Raw genomic sequence first — 19,929 nt, 5'->3', positions numbered from 1 at the left:
TATTACAATCACGACCGCATCAAGATGAAACTAAAAGGTCTGAGTCCTGTGCAATACAGAACCCAGCCCTTGGCTACCTAACAAACTTAACCGTCCAACTTTACGGGGTCAGTTCATTGCGGCTCCCTTTTTTCATGTGCCGGCCAGTTCCACCGTGAGTCCTTCGCAGGCAAGGAACACCTGCAGGCCATGGAGGCGGCTGCTGTAGCGGCCCATCACGTCGGCAAACACGGCCTCGAGTTGTTCGTCGCTGCGCGTCGGCTCGTGGTGGGTGCAGTACAGGCGCCGCGCGCCGCAGCGCAGGGCCAGGTCGAAGGCGGCGTCGAAGGTGCCGTGGCCCCAGCCCTGCTTGCCCGGGTATTCCTCGCGCGTGTAAGAACAGTCCATGATCAGCGCATCGACGCCGGCGACCATGGCGTCGATGCCGGCCTGGCGCTGCACATTGCGCTCCGCGCAGGCCGCGTGGTCGGCATGGCCGGGCGGATGCAGGTTGTAGAACGGTTCATGGTCGCCGCTGAAAAACAGCGAGGCGCCCCCGCAGTCGATGCGGTAGCCCAGGTTGACCACCGGGTGGTTCATCTCCGCGCCGCGCACGCATGCACCTCCCACCTCGACGGTTTCGCCGGGCGCCAGGGTTCGGTACTCGATGCTGGCCGCCATGGCCGCTTCGCTGACGGGAAAGTAGCTGTCTTGCAGCTGCACCGCCATCACGTGCTCGATCCCCCGTCCGGCGACGGCATCGTGCGCGCCGTGCAGGCGCATGCGGTTGCCGGCCACGAACAGGGGCGAGAACATGGGCAGGCCGTGGATGTGGTCCCAGTGGCTGTGCGTGATGAAGACGTGCGCGTCGACGGGCAAGCCGGGCGGCAGTTGCTGCGCCAGCGAGAAGATGCCGCTGCCCGCATCGAGAATGATCAGACTGTCGTTGTCGGTGCGTACTTCGATGCACGTGGTGTTGCCGCCATAGCGCGCCGTGCGCGGGCCGGGGGAGGGGATGGAGCCGCGCACGCCCCTGAACGTGAATTTCATTCAGTACCTTGTTACGGTGTAATTATTGTTGATTCTATTCTAATTAATGAAATTGGCGGCAACATTTATGTGTGTTGCGATACGGAAAGTTTTTTCATTTTGATGTAACTAAGTAATGTACAGTGCGGTGAGTGGCCAGTTACACTGGCGCTTGCCGACTTCCCCTTTTTTGCTTGCCCATTACCTGATTGTCATCAAAATGCCTCAGTTGCACCCTGAGAAAATCGCCCACAGGCTGGAGCAATTGACCGAACTCAGTGTCGCGCTCGGCCACGGCCTGGGCGGTGAGGGCCACGATATCGGCGCGCTGTTGCAGCGCATCGTGCTGCTGGCAAAAAGCATGAGCGGCGCCGATGGCGCCACCCTGTACCGCCCCATGGCCGATGGCCGCCAGCTGGCGTTCGACATCAGCGTCAACGATAGCCTGGGCATCGAGCAGGGGGGTGACATGGGCTTGCCGGGCGTGCCGCTGTTCGATGGCACGGGCCAGCCCAACCTGGCATCGGTGGCCGCATATGCGGCGAACATGCGCCGCAGCGTGAATATCGCCGACGTCTATCGCGACGAAGCCTTCAATTTTTCCGGCATGCGCGACTTTGACCGTCACCATGGCTACCACACGCAATCGATCCTGACGGTGCCCATGAGCGACCACGAGGGCGATCTGATCGGCGTGCTGCAATTGGTGAATGCCAAGGATGGGCAAACTGGCCAGGTGCGCGCCTTTTCCTCCACCGACCAGCGCTTCATCGAGGCGCTGGCCGCGCAGGCGGGCGTGGCGCTGACGAACCAGCTGCTCATTTCGCAGCTGGAAGAACTGCTGGAATCGCTCGTTACCCTGATCAATATCGGCATCGATGAAAAGTCGCCCTACACGGGGCGCCATTGCCAGTTCGTGCCCGAGCTGACGATGCTGCTGGCCGACGCCGCACATGCGACCGAGAGTGGTCCGCTGGCCGATTTCCGGCTCAGCGACAACGAGCGCAAGCAGCTGTGGCTGGCAGGCCTGCTGCACGATTGCGGCAAGATCACCACGCCCGTGCACGTGGTCGACAAGGCCACCAAGCTGGAAACCATTTTTGACCGCATCGCGCTGATCGACACGCGCTATGAAGTGCTGCTGCGTGACGCCGAGATCGCGGCCCTGCGCCAGCAGGCGGCGCAGCCGCAGCAGGCGGACGCCATCGGCCGCGCGCTGGAACTGGAGCAGGCGGCCCTGCGCGAAGAGCGCGACTTCATCCGCATGGCGAACATCGGCGGCGAGAGCATGGCGCCGGCCGACCAGGAAAGAGTGCGGCAGATCGCCGGGCGCCGCTGGCGCGCGGCCGATGGCGAACTGCGCGATTTTCTCGACGCCGACGAGACGGAAAACCTGACCATCCGCGCCGGCACCCTGACGGCGGCCGAGCGGGCTATTGTCAACAACCATATCAGCGTCTCGATCCGCATGCTCGAAGCGCTGCCGTGGCCCAAGCACCTGCAGAAGGTGCCCGAATACGCGGGCGGCCACCATGAGCGCATGGATGGCAACGGCTATCCGCGCGGACTGACGAAAGAGCAGATGTCGGTGCCGGCGCGGCTGATGGCGATTGCCGACATTTTCGAGGCCCTGACGGCGCGTGACCGGCCGTATAAAAAGGGCAAGTCGCTGTCCGAATCCTTGCGCATCCTCGGCAACTTCAGCCTGAACGGGCATATCGACCCGGAACTGTTCGACGTTTTCATCCGCAGCAAAGTCTATTTGACCTTCGCTGAAAAGCATTTGCATCCGAGCCAGATCGATGCCGTCGACGAGGCGGCCATTCCGGGTTACACGCCGTGACGCGGGCATGGCGCGGCGCGCTGGCGCTGGCCTTGCGCAAGCATGGCGGGCGTTTTTTGCTGGGTGTGTTCTTGAGCGTGGCGGCCGCCATCCTGTGCCTGGCTGGCAACGACACTATCGCGCGGCTTGACGCCATGCTGGGCGACTGGCGCATGCGTGCCGAAACGCCGCAGCTGGACCGCCGCATCGTCATCGTCGACATCGATGAACAAAGCCTGGCCCGCGTAGGCCGTTTTCCCTGGGGCCGCGACATCCAGGCGAAGCTGGTGCGCCAGTTGACGGGCAAGTATGGCGTGGCCGCGCTGGGCTTCGATATCTCGTTTCCCGAAGCCGACACCAGTTCCGGCTACGCCGTGCTGCAAGGACTGGCACGCGGCGAACTGGCGGGCGTGGCGGGCTTGCCGGCGCAGCTGGAAAAACTGCGCCCCGCCATGGACTACGACGGCCTGTTTGCCGAGGCCATGCGCGGCCAGCCCGTGGTGCTGGGCTACAGCGTCTCGGAGCAGCAAAGGAAGGGCGTGCTGCCCAGGCCCGCCTTCACCGTCGCCGATTTGAACGGGCGCAGCGTCACGGCCTACGTGGCGCGCGGCTACGAAGCCAATATCGCGCCCTTGCAGGCGGCCGCGCAAGGCGCCGGCATCTTCACTGCGCTGACCGATGCCGATGGCATCGTGCGTTCCTCGACCCTGTTACAGCGCATCGGCGACGGCTATTATCCGTCGCTGTCGCTGGCCACCGTGGCCGTCTACCTGCAGGCGCGCGCCATCGCCCCCCGTTTCACGGGCACAGCCGATACCCTGTCGGCGCGCGAGCTGGCCAGCGGCGGCCTCGAACACATCATGCTTTTCACGCCGCGCGGCGCGCTGGCGATCCCCGTGGGCGAGGCCTTGACGACGACGGTGCAGTACCGCGGCGCGGGCGGCCCCGCTGGCGGCGCCTTCCGCTATGTGTCGGCATCCGATGTGCTGGCCGGCAGCGTTGCGCCTGCGCTGCTGAAGGGCGCGATCGTGCTGGTGGGTACCACGGCGCCCGGTTTGAACGATATTCGCGCCACGCCCGTGAGCGCCGAGTATCCGGGAGTGGAGGTGCACGCCAACCTGATCAAGTCCATGCTCGACGGGCGCTTCAAGGCGCGGCCCGACTATGCGCTGGCGTTCGAACTGGTGCAGATCGTGTTGTTTGGCGTGCTGCTGGCGGGTGCCCTGGCCGTGCTGCCGCCGGCCGGCGTCATGCTGGCTACCCTGGGCGCGATGGCCTTGACTATCGCCATCAACCTGGTCCTGTACACCGTGCACGATCTGGTGCTGGGCGGGGCCGTGCAGCTACTGCTGATTGTTGCGCTGTTCATCGCCAACCTGGCCTGGGGTTACTTTTTCGAAGTGCGCAAGGGACGCGCGCTGGTGGCGCGCTTCGGCGAATATGTGGCGCCCGAGCTGGTGGCCGAGATGGCCGACGATCCGCAACGCTACACCATGGAGGGCGAGAACCGCGAACTGACGGTGCTGTTTGCCGACGTGCGTGGTTTCACGGCCATTTCCGAGCAGCTGGCACCGGCCGCGCTGCGCGAATACATCAATCTGTACCTGACGGCCATGTCGGAAGATATCCGCGACAGCCATGGCGGCACCCTGGATAAATACATCGGCGACGCCGTGATGGCGTTCTGGGGCGCGCCCGTCGCCTTTGCCGACCACGCCCGCCGGGCCGTGGCCAGCGCCCTGCTGATGCAGCGCAGCGCAGCGCAGCTGAATGGCGAGTTTGCCGCGCGCGGCTGGCCGGCGCTGTGCATCGGCATTGGCATCAATACGGGTGCCATGCATGTGGGTGACATGGGCTCGCGCATCCGCCGCGCCTATACTGTGATGGGCGACAGCGTCAACCTGGCCGCGCGCCTGGAAGGCGCCAGCAAGCTGTATGGCGTGGGCATCGTCGTGGGCGAAGCCACGCGCGCCGCGGCGCCGGACTTCCTGTACCGCGAACTCGATCGCATACGCGTGCTGGGCAAGCAGGAAGCGGTGGCCATCTTCGAGCCGCGCTGCCTGCTGGCCGACGCCTCAGCCGCCGAGCTGGCGCAGCTGGAGCGCTGGCATGCAGTGCTGGCATGGCTGCGCGCGCGCGACTGGGCGGCCGCTGGCGCGCAGCTGGCACGCTTGCAGGCGGACTTTCCCGGCGACAGCCTGTACCACCTGTACGCGGCACGCCTGGAGCGCTATCGCAGCATGCCGCCGCCCGCCGACTGGGATGGCGTGACCGTATTGCATACCAAGTAAGCCTGACGTCGTGGCGGGAAATGCACGCAACGGCGGCATTTTTCAGCATGGTGGCACACTGTTTGCTGCACTGCGATGAAATTCAGCGAGAAATATTAGAAATTTCTGACTGGAAACTAAAAGCCGTCTAAAATTTGCCTTCAATCCATTGCCGGATACGCTGGCGCCTGCGGGCCGCGCGCTTGTCCGGTTACACAAGAAATCCTACACATGAGATATCGTTTGGTGCACCTGCTAGCGGGTTCCGCGCTGCTGTTCGCCGTCGGCGCCGCCGACGCTGCCGCTGCCGTTCCTATGGATGATGCTGCTCCTGCCGTGCAGGAGGACGGTGTGCCGCGCTTTGATATCCGCCGCTTCGACGTCCAGGGCAACACCCTGCTCACGCAAGCGCAGATGCAAGTCCTGCTGGCACCCTATGTGGGAACGCAGCGCGATTTTTCCGACATTGCCCGCGCCGTCGAAGTGCTGGAGGGGGCTTACCGCGAGCGTGGTTACAGCGCTGTGCGGGTGCAAGTGCCCGAGCAGGAACTGGAGCGTGGCGTGGTGCGCCTGAGCGTGCTGCAAACGCCACTGGGCAAGCTTGCCATCAACGGCAATGCCTATGTCGATGAGGCCAATGTGCGGCGCGCCTTGCCGGCCTTGCGCGAAGGCGAGACGCCGAACTTGCCGACCCTGTCGCAAAGCCTGAAGCTGGCCAATGAAAACCCGGTGCGCAAGATCGAAGTGCGCCTGCAGGCCGACGAGCCGGCAGGCGCCATCGACGCCATCGTCACGGTGGCCGATGAAAAGCCCTGGAAAGCCATGCTCAACGTGGACAACACGGGCAATGCGCAGACGGGCAAGACGCATGTGGGCGTGGTGCTGCAGCATGCCAACCTGTTCGGGCGCGATCATGTCGCCAGCCTGCAATATACGAGCAGCCTGGAAAAGCCGGACAAGGTGAGTGTATATGGCGCCGGCTACCATTTGCCGCTGTACGCGCTGGGCGACTCGATGGATTTTTTTGCCAGCTACTCGAACGTCGATTCGGGCAGCATTTCGGCCGGTATTTTCGATCTGGCCGTCAGCGGCCAGGGCAGCATGGCCGGCATCCGCTACAACCAGAACTTTGCCCGCAGCGGCGATTTCGAACCCAAGCTTGTGTATGGCATCGATTACAAGGCATACCGCAACAGCGTGCAATGGTTCGGCATGGAACTGGGCGCCGACGTCAGCGTGCACCCGCTCAGCGTCAGCTACATCGGCAACTGGACTTTGCCCACGGGCGAGACCAGCGTGGCGCTCACCTTCGCGCACAACATTCCCGGTGGCAAGCATGGCGCGCAAGCCGATTTCGACCGCGTGCGCGCGCATGCCAAGGCGGCCTACAATACCGTGCGCCTGAGCGCCAGCACAGGACGCGTCCTGGCCGACGACTGGCAATGGCGCGCGCTGCTCAACGCGCAAGTTACGCCGGACGCGCTGGTGCCGGGCGAGCAGTTCGGCGCCGGTGGCGCCGCGTCCGTGCGCGGCTTTGCCGAGCGCGAGGTAGCCAATGATTCGGGCGTCAACCTGAACCTGGAACTGTATACGCCGAACTGGTGCGGCCAGGCGTTGGGCTACCAGTGCCGCGCGCTGGCTTTCTATGACACGGCCTGGTTGCGCCGCAACCATGCGCTGCCCGGCGAAAGCGCTTCGCAAGGCATCAGCAGCGGCGGCCTCGGCCTGCGTTTGCTGCTGAGCCGCTACGCCAATCTGCAACTCGATTACGCGCATGTCGTCAATGGCGGCGACACGCGAAAGCGGGGCGCCAAGCGCCTGCATTTCCGCCTCGCCCTGGCCTACTAGCATCAGGATGAACACCATGCACAATCACATCCAGCACGCCTCCGCTTTCATCCTGACGCCATCCTTTTCGTCACCGTTTGCGCCGCCCCTGCGCCGCACGGCGCTGGCGCTGCTGCTGGCCGGCTGTTTCGGCGTGGCGCAAGCCAACCCCGTCTTGCCACAGGTGGTGAATGGACAGGCAACGTTCAACCAGCAGGGCAATGTGTTCTCGATCACGAATACGCCCAACACCATCATCAACTGGCAGAGTTTTTCCATCCATGCGGGCGAAATCACGCGCTTCATCCAGCAAAACGGCAATAGCGCCGTGCTCAATCGCATCACGGGACAAGACCCCAGCAAGATCCTGGGCGCGCTCGAATCGAATGGCAAGGTCTTCCTGATTAACCCGAACGGCATCGTCTTCGGCCAGGGCGCGAAAGTGGATGTGAACGCACTGGTGGCCTCCAGCCTGGGCATGTCGAATGACGATTTCCTGGCCGGCAAGCGCCAGTTCGCGGCAGGCAGCGTGGCCGGCGGCGTCAGCAATGCGGGCGTGATCAATGCGGGCAAGGGCGGGCAAGTGCTGCTGATCGCACCGAACGTGGAAAACACGGGCATCATCACGGCGCCGAACGGCGAAGTGATCCTGGCCGCCGGGCGCAGCGTGCAGCTGGCCGACCCCGGCAATCCGCAATTGCGCGTGCTGGTCTCGGCGCCAAACGACCAGGCGCTGAACCTGGGACAGATCATTGCCCAGGGCGGCAGCATCGGCATGGCCGGCGCGCTGGTCAGCCAGCGCGGCGTGCTCAACGCGAACAGCGCCGTCGTCGGCGAGCATGGCAAGATCGTCCTCAAGGCCAGCGGCAAGGCCTTGCTCGAAGCGGGCAGCGTCACCAGCGCCACGGGCGCGGCCGGCAAGGGCGGCGAGGTCATGGTGCTGGGCGAACAGGTAGGTTTGCTGGGCAATGCGAGCATCGATGCCAGCGGTGCCACGGGCGGCGGCACGGTCTTGCTGGGCGGCGATTACCAGGGCAAGAATGTGGCCGTGCAAAATGCGCGCCAGGTGCTGGTCGGCAAGGACGCCAGCGTGCATGCCGATGCCATCGACAGCGGCAACGGTGGCAAGGTCATCGCCTGGGGTGACGAGTCGGCGCAGGTGCACGGCAGCCTCTCCGCGCGCGGTGGTGCGCAGGGCGGCGACGGCGGCTTCGTGGAAACTTCGGGCTATCACTTGGCGGTCGATGGCATCCGCGTCGATACCAGCGCCCGCTCCGGCAGAGGCAAGCGCGGTAGCTGGCTGCTGGACCCATTCGATATCGATGTCGTGCAGGGTAGTGGCGGCAGCCTCGAAGACGTCGACCAGTTCATGGAGGGCCTGCCCGCCAGCAGCACCAGCATCGGCGCCGATACCATTTCCGCCGCCAGCAGCAATGTCATCTTGCAGGCCCAGCACCGTATCAATTTCAGCGCCGTCGTCGACATCCTCAAGCCGGGCGTCGGCCTGAGCGCGACGGCCGGTGAAACGATCAACGTGTACGCGTCCATCACCACCAATGGCGGCAACGTGAGCCTGTCGGCGAACGACGCCAGCAGCGGCGCTGCAGCTGGTCCCGGATCGAACGTCAACCTGTACGCGCCCATCACCAGCAAAGGCGGCAATATTTCGCTATCCGGTGCCAGTGTGGCGGGGGCCGCTGTGGTCAATGCCGGCAATGGCAATCTGAGCTTGCGCGCGAATGAAGCGCTGGGCAGTATCAGCCTGTCAGGCGGTGCCAAGCAGCTCCGCGGCAGCGGCATCGCCGGCCAGACGGTGACCTTGCAGGCCGACAATATCACCCTTGACGGCGGTATCGATGTCGGCGGCACGGCTGGCGGCGCGCATGTCATCATCAAGCCCCTGAGCAGTTCGCGCAGCATCGACCTGGGCAGCAACTCCGATGCCGGCCTGGGCCTGACGGCAGCCGAGTTGGCCGGCATCTCGGCCTCGAAACTGAGCATCGGCGATGGTCCAAATACAGGCGGCATCCACATCACGAGTGCGCTCGCCTGGACAGGAGATCTGCACCTCAATGCAGGGTCCACCATCACGGCCACGGGCGCCGTGACGGTGGGCGGCAGCTTTGTGCTGGACGGCGGCAGCTGGGTGCAAAACGCGGCGGGCCTGCCAGGATTTAGCGCCAGAAACTTTTCCATCGGCAGCGGCGCCAGTTTCCTGCGCGTGGCCGGTGGCGACGGCGGCACGTCCTCACCCTATCTGATCGCCGATATCTATGGCTTGCAAGGCATCGCCAGCCTTGGCCTTGGCAACAGCTATCGTCTGGCCGGCAACATCGATGCCAGCGGCACCGCAAACTGGAACAATGGCCTGGGGTTTGTGCCGGTTGCCACCAGCGGCAGCGGTTTTTCCGGCGTGTTCGATGGTGCAGGATTTACGCTCAGCAATTTGAAAATCGACCGCAGCCTGGCCCCCGGTTCGGCCGCTGGCCTGTTCGGCACCGTACAGGGCGGCACCTTGCGCAACCTGACCCTGAGCGGCGGCAGCGTCACCGGCACGGCGAACGTGGGCGCGCTGGCGGGTAATGTCGTCAGCGGCAGTGTCAATGGCGTGAACAGCAGCATGACCGTCAGCGGCCAGCGCAATGTCGGCGGCCTGGTGGGCAGCAATGGCGGCGCCATCACCTTGTCCGCCAGCAGCGGCGCGGTCACCGGCGTGAATGCCGATGGCGGCGGTGCCATCGGCGGCCTGGCGGGATGGAATGTGTCTGGCGCCAGCATCGCGACCTCGTACGCCACCGGCGTGGTGACGGGCGCGCGTGAAATGATTGGCGGCCTGGTGGGCAACAACCAGGGCGCGCTGAGCCAATCGTATGCCACCGGCAATGTCAGTGGCGCGCGCAGTATCGGCGGCCTGGTGGGCCTGAACGGCGGCAGCATCAATGATGCGTATGCCAGCGGCGCCGTGGGCCGGGCAGGCATTGCCGATTCATCGTTGGCCTGGGAAAATATGGGCGGACTGGTTGGTGAAAGTACGGGCAGCGTCAGCCATGTCTTCAGTAGCGGTGCCGTGAACGGCGACGGCTACGCGGGAGTCGGCGCGGTAGCCGGCCGCGTGTCTGCCGGCTCCCCGTTCGGCTATGGCTTTTTCAATGCCGATACCTCGCTGGTGCAAATCGGTGGCGGTGGCTCCAGCGGCCGCAGCACGGCGCAGATGAAGCAGCAAGGCAGTTTCAACGACTACAATTTCAGCAGCGTGTGGCGCATCTACGAAGGCTATACGACGCCGATGCTGAAGGTTTTCCTGAAGCCGCTGCAAGTGAACCTCGCGGGCAACGCAGCGGGCAAGGTCTACGATGGCCAGCTGGCCGCCTTCCTCGGGTCGCTAGCCTATGTGGGGCTGCTCGACGGTGATACGGGCGTGAATGGCAGCCTCGGCTACGGCAGCAACGCGCGCAATGTGGGCAACTATGCAGCGACGGGCCTGTGGTCGACCAAGTACGACATCAGCCTGGGCGGCACGACGACCTTCGCCATCACGCCGCGCGCGCTGACCCTGGCAGGCGTGAGCGCCGCTGGCAAGGTGTATGACGGCAGTCGCAGCGCAGCCGTCAGCGCGTCGGTGAACGGCGTGCTGGGCCAGGATGTGGTCAGCGTGGTGGGCGGCAGCGGCAGCTTTGCCGACAAGAATGCGGGCGCGGGCAAGCTGGTGACGGCCAGCGGTTTCCACCTGGCCGGCGCCGATGCGGGCAACTACACGCTGGAGACGACGGGTGCTACGACGCAGGCAACGATTGCGCAAAAACAATTGTCCACCTGGATCGGTAGTGGCAACGGCTTGTGGAGCGATGCAGCCAACTGGGACGGCGGCGTGGTGCCGGAAGGCGCAAACGTGCTGGCAGTGGATTTCTCCCGCAGCAAGGGCATCGTTACCTACAGCGCGGCGGCCGGCAGTACCATTCTGAAAAACCTGACTTCCGCAACGGGCTTGCTGCTGACGGGCGGCAGCCTGACCCTCGGTGAAAGCGCGCTCGACCTCTCCGCGCTGAGCGGCCTGGCCGGCCTGGAAATCAACGGTGGCAGCTTGCTGCTGAACGGCAGCCTGTCGGCGGACCGTTACGCGCAAGGTGGCGGCGTGCTGAGCGGCAACGGCAACTTGCTTGTCGCCAACAGCTTCAGCCAGGCGGCCGGCGCCATCCGGCTGGCGGGCCAGCTGGCCATCACGCAAGCCCAGGGCGACTTGCGCTTTGCCAGCCTGGCGGCGAACGATGTGCGGCTGAGCGCACTGAACGGCACCATCGGCCAGGTCGGTGCGCTGCGCGCCAGCAGCCTGACGGCGCAGGCGAGAAATGGCATCGTGCTGGGCAATACGGGCAACGAGGTGGGCAGTTTTACTGCCAGCAATAGTGCAGGGGGCGGCATCGCGCTGAACAATACCTCGGCGCCGGGCACCTTGACTTTGGGCACGCTGACCACGGGGGCGGGCAATATCGCCATCGACAACACGGGCGGCATCGCGGCTGGCAATATCCATGCGAATGGCGGCAACGTGAGCTTGACGGCGCACAGCCCCGTCACCGTCAACGGCAAGATCGAGGGCAATGACATTGCGCTCAATGCCAGCACGGACGTGGTGCTGGGCGATGGCGCGCAGCTGGCGGCGGCGCGCGATATCAGCCTGGTGGCGGGAGGCGATATTCGTGTCGAGGGCAATGCCAAGGTCCTGGGCGGCGGCAATTTCAGCGCCAGCGCGGGGACCAGTGTGCGCTTTGCCGACACGGCCAGCGTCGCTTTACCGGCTGTGGCCAGCATGAGCGTGCTGGCGAAAACGGGCAGCCTCACGGGTGGAGCGGGCGTGCGCATCAACCGTCAGCGGGCGAACGTCAGCTTGCTGGCGCCGAACGGTGCGGTGGCCATGCCGGACGTCATCTTCCTGCCCGCGACGAGCGTCGACAAGTCCATCGTCAACGTCATCAACGTCGGCATCAATGAGACCTTGAGCATCATCAAGCAGGCTGAGCGTGCGAACGGAACGTCCATTTTCACGTCATCAGTCAAGCCCGATGACAAGGTGAAGGACGACAGGGATGTCGCTACCTCCCCAGGTAACTCAACAGGATATACAAAAAATGGCACTGCTAAAAAAACATACTGCAACTAAGGCCCTGTTATGGCTGGTCCTGACGTGCCTGGGCGCGCACGCCTGGGCCGGGCAGGTGGCGGGCACGGTGATGCAGTTGAGTGGTCCGCTGATGGCCAGGAAGGCGGATGGCAAGGTGAAAATCCTGGCCATCAAGTCCGAGGTCGAGCAGGGCGATACCTTGTTGACGGAAAAAGAGACCTATGCCTTGATCAAGCTGATCGACAATAGCGAAATCACCTTGAAACCGAGTACCAGTTTCGTGATCGAGCAATTCAGCTACACGGCCGAGCAGCCCGATGGCGACCATGCCATCTTCAGCTTGCTCAAGGGGGGCTTGCGTTCCGTCACGGGACTGCTGGGCAAGCGCAACAAGGAGCGCTTCGAGATGAAGACGCCGGCGGCTACCATCGGTATTCGCGGCACAATATTTATTGCCGAGTATATTGCCCCGTCGACGCCTGCATCGTCGGCGCCAAAGGTTCCCGGCCTGTATGTGCAGGTGCTCGATGGCCTGATTCATGTGACCAATCCTGCAGGTTCGCAAAATTTTGCCGCCGGCCAGTTCGGCTTTACGCCCAACTTCAAGCAACCGCCCGTGTTGTTGCCCGTCGATCCTGGCATCAAGTTCACGCCGCCGCCAGTCTTTTCAGCATCGCCATCGAGCTCAGGCAGCGCTGCAGGCGGCAGCAAGCCTGCCGCCATCGATTGCGTGGTGCGCTAAGCTGTTTCCTGCAAGTCCGGCACAGCTGACAAATAGGGCTTGACCTTCCCATCGTTGGATAGCAGATCCTGATCCTATTCGTTAATCTTCGTACAGGATCTGCCATGAACCAGAGTGCACTCGCTCCCGCTACTTCCCCTCCCGCCGCCGCGCATGCGCAGGCGCTGGCTATCGAAGGCATGAGCTGCGCCTCGTGCGTGGGCCGCGTGGAAAAGGCGCTGGCCGCCGTGCCCGGCGTGATCCAGGCCAGCGTCAACCTGGCCACCGAAGTGGCCAAGGTCACGTCCAGCGCGCCAATTCCCCTGGCCACCCTGCAGGCGGCCGTGGAAAAGGCTGGCTATACGGTAGCGCAGCGCGAGATCGACCTGAATATCGCCGGCATGACCTGCGCCTCTTGCGTGGGCAGGGTGGAAAAAGCCTTGCTGAAAGTGCCGGGCGTGCTGGCCGCCAGCGTCAACCTGGCCACGGAAAGCGCGCGCATCAAGGTGACGGGCGCCCTGGAGGCAGGCACCCTGATCGCCGCCATCGACAAGGCCGGCTATGCCGCCACGGTGCCCGCCGCCAGCCAGGCCAGCGCGCCTGCCGCAGCGCCCAGCCGCGACGGCATGAAAGTGGCTTTTGCGGCCGTGCTGGCTTTCCCATTGATGTTGCCCATGCTGCTCGAGTGGGCCGGCATCCATTTGATGCTGCCCGGCTGGCTGCAATTCGCGCTGGCTACGCCCGTGCAGTTTTACTTTGGCGCGCGTTTCTACAAGGCTGGTTGGAAGGCGGCCCGCGCGGGCAGCGGCAATATGGATCTGCTGGTGGCGCTGGGCACGAGCGCCGCGTATGGCTTGTCCGTCTACCAGTGGCTGACGGCGGGCGAGATGCTGCCGCACCTGTATTTCGAGGCATCGGCCGTCGTCATTACCCTGGTGTTGCTGGGAAAATGGCTGGAAAGCCGCGCCAAGCGCCAGACGGCTTCTGCCATCCGCGCGCTGCAAGTCTTGCGTCCCGAATCGGCCCGCGTGCGACGCGACGGTGTCGAGATCGACTTGCCAGTGGTGCAGGTGAAAGTGGGTGACCTGGTGGTCATCCGCCCTGGTGAACGGGTGGCCGTCGATGGCGTGGTGGTGGAAGGCGCCAGCCAGATCAACGAATCGCTGATCACGGGCGAAAGCTTGCCGGTCGACAAGCATGTGGGCGACAGGGTCACGGGCGGCGCCATTAATGCCGATGGCTTGTTGCTGGTGCGCACGCAGGCCGTGGGTGGCGAGACGACCTTGTCGCGCATCATCCGCCTGGTGGAAGACGCGCAGGCGGCCAAGGCGCCCATCCAGCATCTGGTTGACAAGGTCAGCGCCATCTTCGTGCCCGTGGTGCTGGTGCTGGCGCTGCTGACCATGCTGGGCTGGTGGTTTGCTACCGGTGAGCTGGAAAATGCCATCATCAATGCCGTGGCCGTGCTGGTCATCGCTTGCCCATGCGCGCTGGGCCTGGCCACGCCGACGGCCATCATGGCCGGCACGGGCGTGGCTGCCCGCTACGGCATTCTGATCAAGGATGCGGAAGCGCTGGAAGTGGCGCACGCCGTCAACACCGTCGTGTTTGACAAGACGGGCACCTTGACCATCGGCAAACCAGCGCTGGCGGCGATGCATGCGCACGGCATCGAGGATACACGGCTGCTGCAACTGGCAGCCAGCATCCAGCGCGGCAGCGAGCACAGCCTGGCCACGGCCGTGCTGGACGCGGCCAGCACGCGCCATATCGATCCCTTGCCAGCCACGGCCCTGTCGGCTTTGCCGGGCCGCGGCCTGGCGGCCCACGTCGATGGCCTGGATTTGAAATTGGGCAGCACCCGGCTGATGCAGGAGTTGCATGTGGACATGGCGCCGCTGGCCAGCCAGGCATTGGCGCTGGAAAACACGGGCAATACGATCTCGTGGCTGGCTTCGGGAACACAACTGCTGGGATTGTTCGCCTTCAGCGACCAGGTCAAGCCGAATGCGCAGGCGGCCATTGCCCATCTGCACAGCCTGGGCATCCGCACGGTGATGCTGACCGGGGACAATCAGGGCAGCGCCGACGCCGTCGGCAAGCTCTTGGGCATCGATACGGTGGCGGCGAAAATGCTGCCGGCCGATAAAACCGCTAAAATCATGGCACTGAAAGGCGCGGGTGCCAAGGTGGCCATGGTAGGCGACGGCATCAACGATGCGCCTGCGCTGGCGGCCGCCGATGTGGGTATCGCCATGTCGACGGGCACGGACGTGGCCATGCATGCGGCCGGCATTACCCTGATGCGCGGCGATCCGGCCCTGGTGGCGGACGCTATCGATATCTCGCGCCGCACCTACAGCAAGATACGGCAGAATCTGTTCTGGGCATTTATCTACAATATGATCGGCATTCCGCTGGCCGCCTTCGGCTTGCTCAACCCCATGGTGGCGGGCGCGGCGATGGCCTTCAGTTCGGTCAGCGTGATCAGCAATGCCCTGTTGCTGCGCCGCTGGAAAGCGCGCAGCTCGCATACCAAGGAGTCATAGGATGAATATCGGCCAGGCGGCAAGCGAGACGGGCGTATCGGCAAAAATGATACGTTACTACGAAAGTATTGCCCTACTAAAACCCAGCGCGCGCAGCGACGCCGGTTACCGCATCTATACGCCGAACGACTTGCACGCCTTGCGTTTCATCAAGCGCGGGCGGGGGCTGGGTTTTTCGCTGGAACAGATCCGCGAGCTGCTGTCGCTGTGGCAAAACGACCAGCGTGCCAGCGCGGATGTGAAAGGCATCGCCCTGGCGCATGTCGCCGAGCTCAATACACGCATCGCCGAACTGACGGAAATGCGCGATACCCTGGCCAACCTGGCGCAATCGTGCCACGGCGATGACAAGCCCGATTGCCCCATCCTGCAAAGCCTGGGGCTGGCTGGCGAAACGGAAGTGAAAGCTTGCTGCCATTGATGTAAATCAACGGAGGTGTGTATGGCGTATGAACTATATTACTGGCCCACGATACAGGGGCGCGGCGAATTTATCCGATTGGCGCTGGAAGAAGCGGGTGCCGACTACCGCGATATCGCCCGCTTGCCCGAGCGCAAGGGACAGGGCATGCCGGCCATGCTGGCATGCCTCGATGGCGACAATACGCCACATGCCGCCTACGCGCCGCCCGTGCTGCGCGACGGCGAGGTGCTGATCGGTCAGACCACGAATATCCTGTTGTACCTGGGCCGGCGCCTGGGCCTGGCGCCGCGCGCGGAAAGCGGCCGCCTGTGGCTGAACCAGCTGCAGCTGACGATGGCCGACTGGCTGACGGAAGTGCATGACACCCACCATCCGCTATCGATGAAGCAATATTATGACGAGCAGAAACAGGCGGCCATGCTGCGCAGCGCGGATTTCCGCGAAACACGTTTGCCCAAATTCCACGATTATTTCACCCAGGTCTTGCTGAACAGCCGCGGCCATTATCTGCTGGGTTCAAAACTCACGTATGGCGACCTGTCGCTGTTCCAGATGCTGGCCGGACTGCGCTATGCGTTTCCGCAAGCCATGGCGCGCCTGGCGCCCCGGTATCCTGCCCTGTTCTCGCTGCACGATGCCGTGGCGGCGCGGCCGCATATCGCCCGCTACCTGCAATCGAAACGCAGAATCGCGTTCAATGAGGAAGGCATCTTCCGCCACTACCCCGAGCTGGACGGGTAAACAGAAACAGCCGGCGCGAAGGCCGGCTGTCTTGTCGACGCCACTGCTGTTACTGCGCGCTGGTGACGGGGTAGCCCGCCTCCACGATGGCGGCGCTGATGGCGACCAGTTCGGCAGGCGATTCCACCGTGACGCGCTTGCTGGCCAGGTCGATCTGCACCTGTGCGGCAGGATCGATGCCGTGCACCGCTTTCGTGACCGAGCCGACGCAATGGCCGCAACTCATGTTTTCAACTTGTAACTGATACATGGCAAGCACTCCTTGAATGATTAAGTGCACCCACTGTAAGCCTTCCCCCGATGGTAAGGTCAAGGGAAAAGCTGGCGTGTGGATCAATTCAGCATGAAGTCGATAGCTTGCATGGGCGGCGGCACATTCTCATCCTGCACCGATTCGCGCAAGCTGATTTCGATGGCGCGGCACATGGCCGACAGGGGCAGGTCGTTGGCATCTTCGCCGAACGGTTCCTCGATCTCGTCACCCAGGGCATCGAGGCCAAAGAAGGTATAGGCGACGATGGCGACGACGAAGGGCGTCATGAAGCCCAGCGAGTCGACCAGGCCGAAAGGCAGCAGGAAACAGTACAGATAAGCCGTGCGGTGCAGCAGCAGCGAATACGAGAAGGGAATCGGCGTGCTGCGGATGCGTTCGCACGAGGCGCCCGCCGCTACCATGGCCGAGACCGTGTTATCGATCTGTGCGGTGAGGATGCTGTCGATACGGCCCTGCCGGACGCAGTCGGCCAGGTCGTGGCCCATTTGTAGCATTAGGTAGTCGGACGGGTTCGCGGCCTTGCATGCCGTTTCCCATTCGGCCGGGAGCAGCAGCGGCTGCAAGTCGGCCGGTCCGCGCGTGTTGCGCAGCTGGTGGCGCAGGGCGTGGCAAAAGGCGATGGCGCGGTAAATCATGCGCACGCGTACATCGTTCAGGCCCAGCCGGGCGTGGGCTGGCGTATCGCTGCGTATCATGGTCTGGCACTGGCGCGAGAAATTACGGCTGCGCAACACCAGTTCGCCCCACAGCTTGCGCGCTTCCCAGTAACGGTCATAGGCGGCCGTGTTGCGAAAGCCAAGGAAGATGGCCAGCGGCAAGCCAATCAGGGTAAACGGGATGGTGGTGAGGATGACCTTGTGGTCGAACAGGGTGCCGTGGCACCAGGTGACGAGGGTGGCGATCACGGTGTTGACGATGAGGGTGGTGCGGATGCGCGGCAGGACGGAGCCGCGCACCACCAGGAAAAGCCGTAGCGCCGATGGACGCTCGCGCACGATCATGCTGTGCTCCCGGCTTGGGGCCGGTGATTCGTAAGGGGGGAAAGACAGAATGGTAAATACCGGGAACAAAAAGCCCGCTGTGGGTGCGGGCTGAGCAGGGTGTGCATGGGAAGCAGTGTAGGGGAGACGCCTGGAGTATAGGCCGCTGTTTCGCTTCCAGCCAATTCACAGTGGAGATAGGTGTTATTCATTTCATGAATGAATATTTCATTTATAAGTGTGTGAATTTCAGCGTAGCACTGAGTCGAGCATACGATAGCTAGCCCAAAAATCATGGCGGCAAGCTGGCGTGCATGGCGACGCGTGACAAAGGGAGAGATTTGCCGCAGGGACGTCTGTTAGGCTGGCTGAGCGAAATGGAAATATTTCCTATGGTAAATCCATCATCCCCATCATCCCGATAGCCGCCGCCAGGGGCTTGGTCAGCTTGTGTATCCTTCCTATGAAAGTGATTAGCATGTTTAAAGTTTCCAGTCTGTGCCTCGCCGCCCTGATCCTGTTGCAAACACCGTCCACCTGGGCTGACCAGCCCGCTCCACTGAGCCAGCAGCAGCAAGCGCTGGCCGCGCACATCGATGCCAGCATCGCTCCGTATTACAAGGCCACGGAACCTGGCGCCGTGGTCATCGTCGTCAAGGATGGCCAGCCCCTGTTGCGCAAGGCGTATGGCCTGGCCAGCGTGAAGGATGGCCAGCCGCTGACGCCTGACATGTCGCTGCGCCTGGGCTCCATTTCGAAACAATTCACGGCCGTCGCCATCCTGCTGCTGGCCGACCAGGGCAAGCTGGCCATCACCGATGACATCACGACATTCCTCCCCGATTACCCGACCCACGGCAAGAAAATCACGATCGAGCAGCTGCTCGCGCATACGTCCGGCATCCACGACTACACAAGGAAGCCAGAATTCGTACCCAACAGCACGAAAGACTTGAGCGTGGCGCAGATGATCGATTTCTTCAAGAACGATCCGCCTGACTTTGAGCCGGGCACGCAGTGGAGTTACAGCAGCTCTGGCTATTTCCTGTTGGGCGCCATCATTGAAAAGGCTGCGGGCCAGCCGTATGCCACTTTCATGGAACAGCAGATCTTCGTGCCGCTGGGCATGAACGACACAGCCTATGAAGGCCACGAACGCCGGCCAGCCAAGCGCGCGGCCGGGCATATCCGTTCGGGCGAGGCCTATGTGCCGAACCTGCCCTTGAGCATGACGCAGCCGTATGCAGCCGGCGCGCTCGTTTCCACCGTGGACGACCTGGCGCGCTGGGACGCCGCCATCTCCGACGGCAAGCTGCTCAAGGCCGCCACCTGGCAGCAAGCGTTCACGCCGGCCAAGCTGAACGATGGCAAGGCGACCCGTTCCGGCTTGGGATGGAAGGTGGGAACCTGGCAAAACACCCCCGTCATCCACCATAGCGGCGGCATCAATGGCTTTGCCACGTATGCGATGCGTTTGCCGAAGGAAAAAGTCTACGTGGCCGTGCTGGAAAACTCGGATACGGGCCTGGTCGATCCCGATGTGGTCGCCCGCAAGGCGGCCGCCATCGCCGTCGACCGGCCGTATCCCGAGATCAAGGTCATCACCCTCAAGCCTGCCATTCTCGATGCGTATGCTGGCGTGTACGCCATCAATGACAAGGCCGGCTACACGCTCCGCAACTTCGAGGGCAACTTGCTGCTGCAGCGCACGGGCCGCCCCGCACAGCGACTGCTGGCCTATTCGCCCAATGGTTTTTTGATTGAAAATACGCTCACCACAGCCGAGTTCGAGCGAGGTCCCAAGGGTGAGGCGCAGCTGATCCTCAACGATGGCGGCGAATCGAAGTCCGTGCACGAGCGGGTCAGCGCCGTCAAGCCGGCACGTACGGTGGTCGCCATGACGACTGCGCAATTCGATGCCTACGTGGGCAGGTATGCGCTGGCGCCCGAGGTTTACCTGGAGGTGACGCGCGAAGGCGACAAGTTCTTCGCCCAGGTGACGGGTTTCCGCAAGCTGGCCATGCTGCCGATGAGCGAGACGGCTTTCTTCTCGAATGAAGTCGATGCGGAAGTGCGTTTCAGCAAAGATGCCGATGGCAAGACGCAACAACTGGTGCTGCGCCAGGAGGGGCAGGATATGCGGGCCAAACGCGTGAACTGAGCTTTCCCGGCTGATTTTCCATCCGTCCACAGG

General features: G+C 63.4%; 13 protein-coding genes. 10 read left to right on the top strand and 3 right to left on the bottom strand.

Annotated features, from left to right (window positions below):
- On the top strand, nucleotides 1-81 hold an 81-nt coding region (locus ACQ4WN_RS23640), incomplete at its 5' end, for an IS3 family transposase (RefSeq protein ID WP_436553328.1).
- A gap of 51 nt (nucleotides 82-132) precedes the next feature.
- Here the strand turns inward: ACQ4WN_RS23640 and ACQ4WN_RS23635 are convergent.
- On the bottom strand, nucleotides 133-1,029 hold the full coding sequence (locus ACQ4WN_RS23635; RefSeq protein ID WP_436553719.1) for an MBL fold metallo-hydrolase: 897 nt from the start codon (nucleotides 1,027-1,029) through the stop codon (nucleotides 133-135).
- Between the two features lie 199 nt (nucleotides 1,030-1,228).
- Between ACQ4WN_RS23635 and ACQ4WN_RS23630 the strand changes: the two genes are divergently transcribed.
- The 8 genes from ACQ4WN_RS23630 to ACQ4WN_RS23595 all read left to right on the top strand — a co-directional run bounded on the left by ACQ4WN_RS23630 (nucleotide 1,229) and on the right by ACQ4WN_RS23595 (nucleotide 16,481).
- Nucleotides 1,229-2,851 (top strand): GAF and HD-GYP domain-containing protein, encoded by a 1,623-nt coding sequence (locus ACQ4WN_RS23630; RefSeq protein WP_436553718.1) that lies wholly within the window; start codon nucleotides 1,229-1,231, stop codon nucleotides 2,849-2,851.
- Entirely contained in the window at nucleotides 2,848-5,121 is a 2,274-nt protein-coding gene (locus ACQ4WN_RS23625; protein ID WP_436553717.1) for a CHASE2 domain-containing protein, read from the top strand. Before ACQ4WN_RS23630 ends, ACQ4WN_RS23625 begins: the two co-directional genes overlap by 4 nt.
- Before the next feature lie 210 nt (nucleotides 5,122-5,331).
- Nucleotides 5,332-6,948, top strand: coding sequence for a ShlB/FhaC/HecB family hemolysin secretion/activation protein (locus ACQ4WN_RS23620; RefSeq protein ID WP_436553716.1), 1,617 nt, complete (start codon nucleotides 5,332-5,334; stop codon nucleotides 6,946-6,948).
- Between the two features lie 16 nt (nucleotides 6,949-6,964).
- On the top strand, nucleotides 6,965-12,085 hold the full coding sequence (locus tag ACQ4WN_RS23615) for a two-partner secretion domain-containing protein (protein ID WP_436553715.1): 5,121 nt from the start codon (nucleotides 6,965-6,967) through the stop codon (nucleotides 12,083-12,085).
- On the top strand, nucleotides 12,054-12,788 hold the full coding sequence (locus ACQ4WN_RS23610; protein WP_436553714.1) for a FecR family protein: 735 nt from the start codon (nucleotides 12,054-12,056) through the stop codon (nucleotides 12,786-12,788). The genes ACQ4WN_RS23615 and ACQ4WN_RS23610 overlap by 32 nt, the downstream gene beginning before the upstream one ends.
- Nucleotides 12,789-12,892: 104 nt before the next feature.
- A complete protein-coding gene (locus ACQ4WN_RS23605) occupies nucleotides 12,893-15,316 on the top strand; it encodes a heavy metal translocating P-type ATPase (RefSeq protein WP_436553713.1) in 2,424 nt (807 codons plus the stop codon).
- 1 nt (nucleotide 15,317) lies between these two features.
- The gene (gene cueR / locus ACQ4WN_RS23600) at nucleotides 15,318-15,737 is read left to right on the top strand and encodes a Cu(I)-responsive transcriptional regulator (RefSeq protein WP_436553712.1); all 420 of its coding nucleotides are present in this window, start codon (nucleotides 15,318-15,320) and stop codon (nucleotides 15,735-15,737) included.
- Nucleotides 15,738-15,758: 21 nt separating this feature from the next.
- Nucleotides 15,759-16,481, top strand: coding sequence for a glutathione S-transferase (locus tag ACQ4WN_RS23595; RefSeq protein WP_436553711.1), 723 nt, complete (start codon nucleotides 15,759-15,761; stop codon nucleotides 16,479-16,481).
- A gap of 49 nt (nucleotides 16,482-16,530) precedes the next feature.
- Here the strand turns inward: ACQ4WN_RS23595 and ACQ4WN_RS23590 are convergent, their stop codons facing one another.
- A complete protein-coding gene (locus tag ACQ4WN_RS23590) occupies nucleotides 16,531-16,731 on the bottom strand; it encodes a heavy-metal-associated domain-containing protein (RefSeq protein ID WP_436553710.1) in 201 nt (66 codons plus the stop codon).
- 83 nt (nucleotides 16,732-16,814) lie between these two features.
- Nucleotides 16,815-17,756, bottom strand: coding sequence for a bestrophin family protein (locus tag ACQ4WN_RS23585; RefSeq protein WP_436553709.1), 942 nt, complete (start codon nucleotides 17,754-17,756; stop codon nucleotides 16,815-16,817).
- A gap of 457 nt (nucleotides 17,757-18,213) precedes the next feature.
- On the opposite strand from ACQ4WN_RS23585, the gene ACQ4WN_RS23580 reads away from it, so the two are divergent.
- Entirely contained in the window at nucleotides 18,214-19,896 is a 1,683-nt protein-coding gene (locus ACQ4WN_RS23580) for a serine hydrolase (RefSeq protein WP_436553708.1), read from the top strand.
- Nucleotides 19,897-19,929: the final 33 nt, after the last annotated feature.

Source organism: Janthinobacterium pasteuri (assembly GCF_051380775.1).
In the GTDB taxonomy this organism is placed as follows: domain Bacteria; phylum Pseudomonadota; class Gammaproteobacteria; order Burkholderiales; family Burkholderiaceae_D; genus Janthinobacterium.
This window is presented reverse-complemented; position numbering and strand designations above follow the sequence as displayed.